Raw genomic sequence first — 7,323 nt, 5'->3', positions numbered from 1 at the left:
TCATTATATTGATTGTGAATTCCTTTAATGCCAGCAAGTTTGGGATGAACTGGAAAGGCTTTACTTGGAAATGGTATGAGCAGCTTATCAACAATGACAGCTTGGTTCAGGCGGCAGGGAACTCGCTCACCATCGCGATTTTCTCTGCCTCTGCAGCTGCCATCATCGGTAGCCTTACGGCGGTTGCGCTGTTCCGCTATCGCTTTCGTGGCAAGCAATTCGTCAATGGTATGCTGTTCGTGGTGATGATGTCACCTGATATCGTGATGGCCATTTCATTGTTGGCATTATTTGTCTTGATGGGCGCACAATTGGGCTTTCTTACCTTACTGCTCTCGCACATCACCTTTTGTCTGCCGTTCGTGGTGGTCACCGTGTACAGCCGCTTAAATGGCTTCGATGTCAAAATGCTTGAGGCGGCACGTGATTTGGGCGCCAGTGAGTGGGTCATTCTGACCAAAATCATACTGCCCCTGGCCGCACCTGCGGTGGGCGCAGGCTGGTTACTGAGTTTCACACTCTCCTTGGATGATGTGATTGTCAGCTCTTTCGTAACGGGCCCAAGCTATGAAATTTTACCCTTGAAAATCTACTCAATGGTTAAAGTTGGCGTCTCACCCGAAGTCAATGCCTTAGCGACCATCATGCTAATGGTATCGCTCGTCTTAGTCATGTGCTCACAATGGCTGGCTAAAGATCGACTAAAATAAACCTTTCCTCGGGCTGCTACCCCGCTGGCAGCCCGCTTCCTGTTGTCTGTAATGTCTAGGAGTTTTCACCATGACCAAATGGTCTTCACTCTCTGCGTTGGCGCTGCTGGGTGCGTCACTGGTCCCATCAACGGCTTCGGCTGAAGATGATGTTCTCTACTTTTACAACTGGTCCGAATACATTCCAGCATCCGTGCTAGAAGAATTTACCGAAGAAACCGGTATTGAAGTCATGTATTCCACCTATGAATCCAATGAGACCATGTATGCGAAATTAAAGACGCATCCTGAAGGCTATGATTTGGTTGTTCCCTCAACCTATTACGTCTCCAAAATGCGTCAGGAAGGCATGCTACAAAAAGTGGATAAGACCAAATTAAGCCACTTTGACGGCCTTGACCCGGATAACCTGAACAAACCCTTTGATCCTGATAACCAATACTCTATCCCTTATATCTGGGGAGCAACGGGCATTGGAGTCAACACTGATTTTATGGATAGCAGCGCTGTCTCTCGCTGGGCCGATCTGTGGGATCCGAAATGGCAGGGGCAATTGCTGATGATGGATGACGCGCGCGAGCTCTTCCACATCGCACTGCGTAAGCTGGGCTATTCAGCTAATACCACCAATCCGGATGAGATCAAAGCCGCCTACGAGGCGCTGCGTGAACTCATGCCAAATGTATTGGTATTTAACTCCGACTTCCCTGCCAACCCCTACCTTGCCGGCGAAGTCACCTTGGGGATGCTTTGGAATGGCTCTGCCTATATGGCCCGTCAGGAAGGCGCTCCCATTGAGATTGTTTGGCCAGAAGAAGGCGCTATCTTTTGGATGGATAGCCTTGCCATTCCAGCCAACGCTAAACATGTCGATGCTGCGCATAAGATGATCGACTTCTTGCTGCGTCCAGAAAACGCGGCGAAGCTCGCACTCGACATTGGCTACCCAACACCCGTTAAAGCGGCTTATCCGCTGTTACCGGCTTCCTTTAAAAATGATCCTAATATTTACCCACCGAAAGCGGTGATGCAGGCCGGTGAATGGCAAAACGCGGTCGGTGATGCCAACCGCTTGTACGAAGATTATTTCCAGCGCTTAAAGGCGGGGATGTAATAACGAGACATTGGGGCCTGAGGGCCCCTTTTTACTGTTCAAGGGCGAGGATTTCATCCACCAGCGCCGGTACGAGCGTGCTGGCTTTGCCGTAACGGCGTTCACTGAACTCACTTTCAACCGCACTGGGCTCCAAGTTGATTTCAATGGTGTGAGCCCCATGCATCGCCGCTTCATGTACAAATCCCGCCGCGGGATAGACTGCACCAGACGTCCCAATAGAGACGAATAAATCAGCTTGGGTGAGTGCATCATGGATTTGTCCCATCCCCAGTGGCATCTCGCCAAACCAAACCACATGAGGACGAAGGGGGGCTGGCATTTGACAGCAATGACAGTGATCAGCCTCAGTAATATCCCCTACCCAATCAATAGTCTGTTGCGAGTGGCTACAGCGTGCTTTGAGGAGTTCGCCATGCATGTGAATGATGCGCTGAGTGCCAGCACGCTCATGAAGATCGTCAATATTCTGCGTGACCACCAGCACGGTGGCATCACTCTCTTTTTCAAGACGGGCTAACGCGTCGTGCGCTGCATTGGGTAACACACCGGATTGCAGCTGGCGACGGCGATCATTATAAAACTGCTGAACCAATCGCGGATTACGCGCAAAGCCTTCTGGCGTCGCGACATCTTCAATATGGTGCTCTTCCCACAGGCCATCTTGGTCACGAAAGGTACGAATACCCGACTCTGCAGAAATGCCCGCGCCGGTAAGCACAACAATGTGTCGGTAGGGAAATGTCATAGCCCATCCTTGAATTTTTATCTAACACCTTCATTTATAACACCCAAATTGAAACCTTTGAAGCATGGTGGCTTTAGACCTTGGTCGCGAAATGGTTTCCTTGGGAAAAAATGCTCGACCGCGATCACGAACCGCTAATGCAACGACTGGCTAGACCAATCAATCGGTCCGCTTGGGTTACAATACTCACTTGTTTATCGCTTTTGTTAACAATTATGCAACTTGAACGTTATTATAGTGAGCAGGACGGAAAACTGCTTTTTACTCGCCAGCAAGCCAGTGACTTTGCTAAACGTGTTGCCGGTGACTTTAACCCTATCCACGATACTGAGGCATCACGCTTTTGTGTACCCGGCGATCTTCTGCTCTCTATTTTGCTTGCAAAGATTGGGATCAGTGAGCATATTCAGATTCATTTTAATGGCATGATCAGTGCGAACACGCCATTAAAGATTGTCGAAACCGAGCATGAAGTCACTGTGGTCGATGAAAACCAAAAGCTCTATCTTACCCTGACCCGCCGCGGTGCTGTGCGACACGACCCTGCGCTTGCTAACGAAATTGCTCAGCACTATGTACAGTTTTCAGGTAAAAACTTTCCCCATATCATGGTGCCATTGATGCGTGAGCAACAGATGATGATCAATACCGATCGTCCGCTGGTGATGTATGAGAGCATGAGTCTGTCGTTTGATGATTTACAAATAAGCTCGGCAGAAGTTGCCCTTTCTAGCTCGACCATGAGTGTCAGCGGCAAACGGGGCAAGGTCGATCTCTCGTTTGATTTTATGGTCGGCGATAAGCGCGTCGGTCACGGGTGTAAAACGATGGTCGCCAGCGGGTTGCGCCCTTATTGTGAAGAGGCGATTCAAGATTTGGTTGAACGTTTTAATGCCCGTAAGCAGGCATACTGTACGGCTTAGCTTTTTTTGCATTTTATCCGCACCCACGTTTCGCCCTGATCTATAGTTAGATGAGGGCGTTTTTATAGGGAAGTTATTATGCAATCCAGTAGCTTAGTTGAGCGTATCGATAAATTACCGAAAATCCCCAAAATCGTGCAAGAACTGATTGATTTGGTAAACAGTGATAGTGCCGATCTCAATCAAATTGCGGACAAAATTTCATACGATCAAGTGATTTCAGCCCGAGTACTCCGCTTATCAAATTCCGCCTATTTTGGACGAGCCCGGAACATTGGTTCTGTCAATGAGGCTGTCATTCGGCTTGGGCTTGGCCCCGTACGCACCCTCGTCGTTTCAAGTGCATTAATGAGTGCGTTTGACGTCGATAGCGAATTGGATATCGACGCATTTTGGCAGCACACCTTTGAAGTAGCGACCATCAGCAAAGCGCTCGCGGGCTCATTAAAAATGGATCCGAATGAGGCGTTTACTGCGGGGATGCTTCATAACTTGGGCGAATTGCTGATCATGACAACCGCTTATGAACAGCTTGATAGGATTAACCTACATATAGAAGCGGGTAAACCCAAGCAAGAAGCGCAGGAACTCATTTTAGGTGTCACCAGTGCAGAGTTAGGCGGTGAGTTAGCACGTAGGTGGAATTTTCCTGATCGGCTTTGCGATGCAATTCGCTATCAATTTACGCCCGTCCATCAAGAACAATTCTCGCCACTGGCCGGTATCTTACGACTGGCGGGGAAAGTCGACGAATCATGGCAGGAGTTTGTCACTACCGACTCCAAGCTCGAGTGGCTTAATCAGCAGCTCGAATACAATATGCTCGGCTTTCCTAAAACCGTGGTCGCCGCCGTTGATGATGTGATCGGCAAAGGCCGTGAAATGGCGAAGATGCTGAAATAGTTAAATCTGACTGTACATAGAATACAAGCGTCATCGCCATCCAGCATGGCGCTTTTTGGTTGTCACCGAACGTTGCCATTGCAGCCAAATAAACTCGGTATCTGTTTATGCATCATCTTGCTAGAAACAATGGCGAATATCTAAATACTTTTGCCGAATGTGCTCAATGAGTAAGCGGATCTTCTTTGGTGGCTGACGGGTAAACGGGTACACGGCATAAATCCCCAATCGCTTGCCCACCTGATCGGGAAATAAATCAATCAAGTCGCCCCGAGTAATATCCTGATAAACCAAACAACGCGGGACATACGCAATACCGTGTCCCCCAAGCGCGCCTTTCCTCAATGCAATGGGGTTATCCGTCGATATATTCCCCGACACTTTAATCATTTGGTTTTTGCCCTCACCTTTAAATTCCCAATCACTTGCCCCTGTGGTTTGATAGGCATATTGCAAACAGTTATGGGCTTTCAGATCATGAGGTTGCTGCGGACGACCATGACGTGCAATGTAGCCCGGTGCGGCACAAACCACCCATTGAGAGTCAAGAATATGCCGGGCAATCAAACTGGAGTCCTCGAGATAACCGGTACGGATTACCAAATCAAACCCTTCATCAATCAAATCAACAAAGCGGTTTTCTAACGACATATCAATGGTAAGCCCCGGGTATTGGCTACAAAATTCCGCGACTGCCTCCGCTAACAGTAACTCACCAGAAATCGTTGGTACCGAGATTTTGATATGGCCACTGATCGCCTCACCAAAGCCCGAGACTGCATCAAAGGCTTCATCAGCGGCTTGCTTCACAGTTTTTGCGCCTTGATAGAGTGTCCGCCCCGCATCCGTCAGTGTCAGCTTTCGGGTTGTTCGATACAACAACTGAACGCCTAGACTCTCCTCCAGCTTCTTAATCCGTTTACTAACGACTGAATTTGTAAGGGAATTTATTTCGGCAACTTTGCTGAAGGAACCATATTCAGCGACTTGAGCAAAAAGTACGAGATCGTCTGTTTTCGGCATATTATGTCAATTATGGAAGTAATCATTTTCATTATTTCCATATATCAAGAAAATGTAAACGAGTAATGTCACACCCAGTTAACATCACGTCATCACGATGTCAGCAAAAAAATAACAGATGCGACAGCATAAAAATACGATGGCGTGCCTTGCTTTTACGTGAACTAACGGAAGAGACGTCTAAAAGGACAGACTATGACTGATACCCTCTACGCCCTTGTTGCGTTTTCACCCATCGTGGTTGCTGCCATTTTGCTGGTGGGATTAAATTGGCCCGCCAAAAAGGCGATGCCAGTGGCATTTATCATGACAGTGTTAATCGCACTATTCCAGTGGCAAATGAGCCTTACTCGCGTCTCAGCCTCGATTTTACAAGGACTAATCATTACAGCCGCTGTCCTCTGGATTGTCTTTGGCGCGATTTTGCTGCTCAATACATTGAAACACACCGGTGCGATTACCGTGATCCGTAATGGTTTCACCAATATTTCAGATGACCGGCGTATTCAAGCCATTATTATCGCTTGGTGTTTTGGCTCTTTCATTGAAGGCGCGTCAGGATTTGGGACCCCCGCGGCAATCGCTGCCCCTTTGTTGGTTGCGATCGGCTTTCCTGCGCTGGCCGCCGTTGTGATTGGTATGATGATCCAATCCACCCCCGTCTCTTTCGGAGCAGTGGGAACCCCTATCATTGTCGGCGTCAATAAAGGGCTTGATAGCCACACTATTGGGCAAACATTACTGACTAACGGCAGTGACTGGGCCAGCTATTTACAAGCTATCACCACCCAAGTCGCACTCATCCATGCCATGATTGGCACCCTAATGCCACTTTTGATGGCCATGATGTTGACCCGCTTTTTCGGCAAAAACAAAAGCTGGCGCGAAGGGTTGGCCGTGGCGCCATTCGCCATTTTTGCGGGGTTAGCCTTTACCATTCCTTATGCCTTGACCGGGTGGTTACTCGGTCCTGAATTCCCCTCTCTACTTGGTGGATTAGTGGGTATTGTCCTAGTCACCACTGCGGCACGGAAAAACTTTCTTGTTCCCAAAAAGCACTGGGACTTTGATGATGCCTCTACGTGGCCAAGTCAATGGTTAGGCTCGCTTAAAATGGATCTTAAGGTTCAAGAAAAGCCCATGAACATGGCCATGGCTTGGGCGCCTTATTTACTCTTGGCACTGTGTTTGGTGATCAGCCGCGTCAGTCCAACAGTAAAATCACTGCTAACGGATGTGAGCCTAAGTTTTAACGCCCTATTGGGAGAAACCGGCATTAACGCGGCGATTCAACCTTTGTACCTCCCTGGTGGAATCCTCGCATTCGTCGCCTTAGTTGCCACTTTACTTCACAGCAAACGCCTCCAGCCTCTATTCAAAGCGGCGAACGAGTCCAGTAAAACACTCATCGGCGCAGGCTTTGTGTTGGTGTTTACCATTCCTATGGTGCGTATATTTATCAACTCAGGTGTGAATACCGCCGATTTGGTCAGTATGCCAGTGATGACCGCGCGTTTTGCTGCGCAGCTGGTTGGTGATGGTTTCCCTGCTCTCAGCGCCACCATTGGTGCATTAGGGGCCTTTATTGCCGGCTCAAATACCGTCTCGAATATGATGTTTAGTCAGTTTCAATTTGAAGTCGCACAAACACTGGGGGCATCAACCGTCACCGTGCTGGCACTTCAGGCCGTCGGTGCGGCAGCAGGTAATATGATTGCCATTCACAACGTCGTAGCCGCCTCCGCCACTGTGGGCTTATTGGGGCGCGAAGGCGCGACCTTACGTAAAACTGTGTTACCTACGATTTACTACCTGATTGCCGCTGGGGTAATTGGCATCATCGCGATACATGTGATTCAAGTTGCTGACATCCTGATGGCGGCGTAATCTGACCATGATAGG

Annotated in this window: 7 protein-coding genes; 5 read left to right on the top strand and 2 right to left on the bottom strand. The window is 48.7% G+C overall.

The window, feature by feature from the left end:
• Both potC and BZG84_RS05530 read left to right on the top strand, forming a co-directional pair.
• A partial coding sequence (potC, locus tag BZG84_RS05535) for a spermidine/putrescine ABC transporter permease PotC (protein ID WP_077678025.1) occupies positions 1 to 710 on the top strand: 710 nt, incomplete at its 5' end.
• 70 nt (positions 711 to 780) lie between these two features.
• A complete protein-coding gene (locus BZG84_RS05530) occupies positions 781 to 1,824 on the top strand; it encodes an extracellular solute-binding protein (RefSeq protein WP_077456145.1) in 1,044 nt (347 codons plus the stop codon).
• A 31-nt stretch (positions 1,825 to 1,855) separates the two neighbouring features.
• On the opposite strand, the gene cobB is transcribed toward BZG84_RS05530, so the two are convergent.
• Positions 1,856 to 2,572, bottom strand: a complete 717-nt coding sequence (cobB, locus tag BZG84_RS05525; protein WP_077678024.1) for a Sir2 family NAD+-dependent deacetylase — start codon at positions 2,570 to 2,572, stop codon at positions 1,856 to 1,858.
• 215 nt (positions 2,573 to 2,787) lie between these two features.
• On the opposite strand from cobB, the gene BZG84_RS05520 reads away from it, so the two are divergent.
• Both BZG84_RS05520 and BZG84_RS05515 read left to right on the top strand, forming a co-directional pair.
• Positions 2,788 to 3,495, top strand: a complete 708-nt coding sequence (locus BZG84_RS05520; RefSeq protein WP_077678023.1) for a DUF3581 family protein — start codon at positions 2,788 to 2,790, stop codon at positions 3,493 to 3,495.
• 78 nt (positions 3,496 to 3,573) lie between these two features.
• Positions 3,574 to 4,398 carry an HDOD domain-containing protein gene (locus BZG84_RS05515; protein ID WP_077456142.1) on the top strand — a complete coding sequence of 275 codons (825 nt, stop codon included), beginning with the start codon at positions 3,574 to 3,576 and terminating at the stop codon, positions 4,396 to 4,398.
• Positions 4,399 to 4,518: 120 nt separating this feature from the next.
• Here the strand turns inward: BZG84_RS05515 and BZG84_RS05510 are convergent, their stop codons facing one another.
• Complete coding sequence (locus BZG84_RS05510; RefSeq protein ID WP_077479819.1) at positions 4,519 to 5,421, bottom strand: LysR family transcriptional regulator; 903 nt, start codon at positions 5,419 to 5,421, stop codon at positions 4,519 to 4,521.
• 195 nt (positions 5,422 to 5,616) lie between these two features.
• Here BZG84_RS05510 and BZG84_RS05505 point away from each other — a divergent pair, with 195 nt between their 5' ends.
• Positions 5,617 to 7,308 carry an L-lactate permease gene (locus BZG84_RS05505; RefSeq protein WP_077678022.1) on the top strand — a complete coding sequence of 564 codons (1,692 nt, stop codon included), beginning with the start codon at positions 5,617 to 5,619 and terminating at the stop codon, positions 7,306 to 7,308.
• Positions 7,309 to 7,323: the final 15 nt, after the last annotated feature.

It is taken from the genome of Salinivibrio sp. PR932 (assembly GCF_001996125.1).
In the GTDB taxonomy this organism is placed as follows: domain Bacteria; phylum Pseudomonadota; class Gammaproteobacteria; order Enterobacterales; family Vibrionaceae; genus Salinivibrio; species Salinivibrio proteolyticus.
Note: the sequence above shows the minus strand (reverse complement) of the source record. Positions and strands in the feature narration are given on the sequence as shown.

What these genes read in the sequence shown, in the direction of transcription:
- BZG84_RS05530 (WP_077456145.1), top strand. Translation starts at nt 781, where the DNA reads ATGACCAAATGGTCTTCACTCTCTGCGTTGGCGCTGCTGGGTGCGTCA.
- cobB (WP_077678024.1), bottom strand. Translation starts at nt 2,572, where the DNA reads ATGACATTTCCCTACCGACACATTGTTGTGCTTACCGGCGCGGGCATT.
- BZG84_RS05520 (WP_077678023.1), top strand. Translation starts at nt 2,788, where the DNA reads ATGCAACTTGAACGTTATTATAGTGAGCAGGACGGAAAACTGCTTTTT.
- BZG84_RS05515 (WP_077456142.1), top strand. Translation starts at nt 3,574, where the DNA reads ATGCAATCCAGTAGCTTAGTTGAGCGTATCGATAAATTACCGAAAATC.
- BZG84_RS05510 (WP_077479819.1), bottom strand. Translation starts at nt 5,421, where the DNA reads ATGCCGAAAACAGACGATCTCGTACTTTTTGCTCAAGTCGCTGAATAT.
- BZG84_RS05505 (WP_077678022.1), top strand. Translation starts at nt 5,617, where the DNA reads ATGACTGATACCCTCTACGCCCTTGTTGCGTTTTCACCCATCGTGGTT.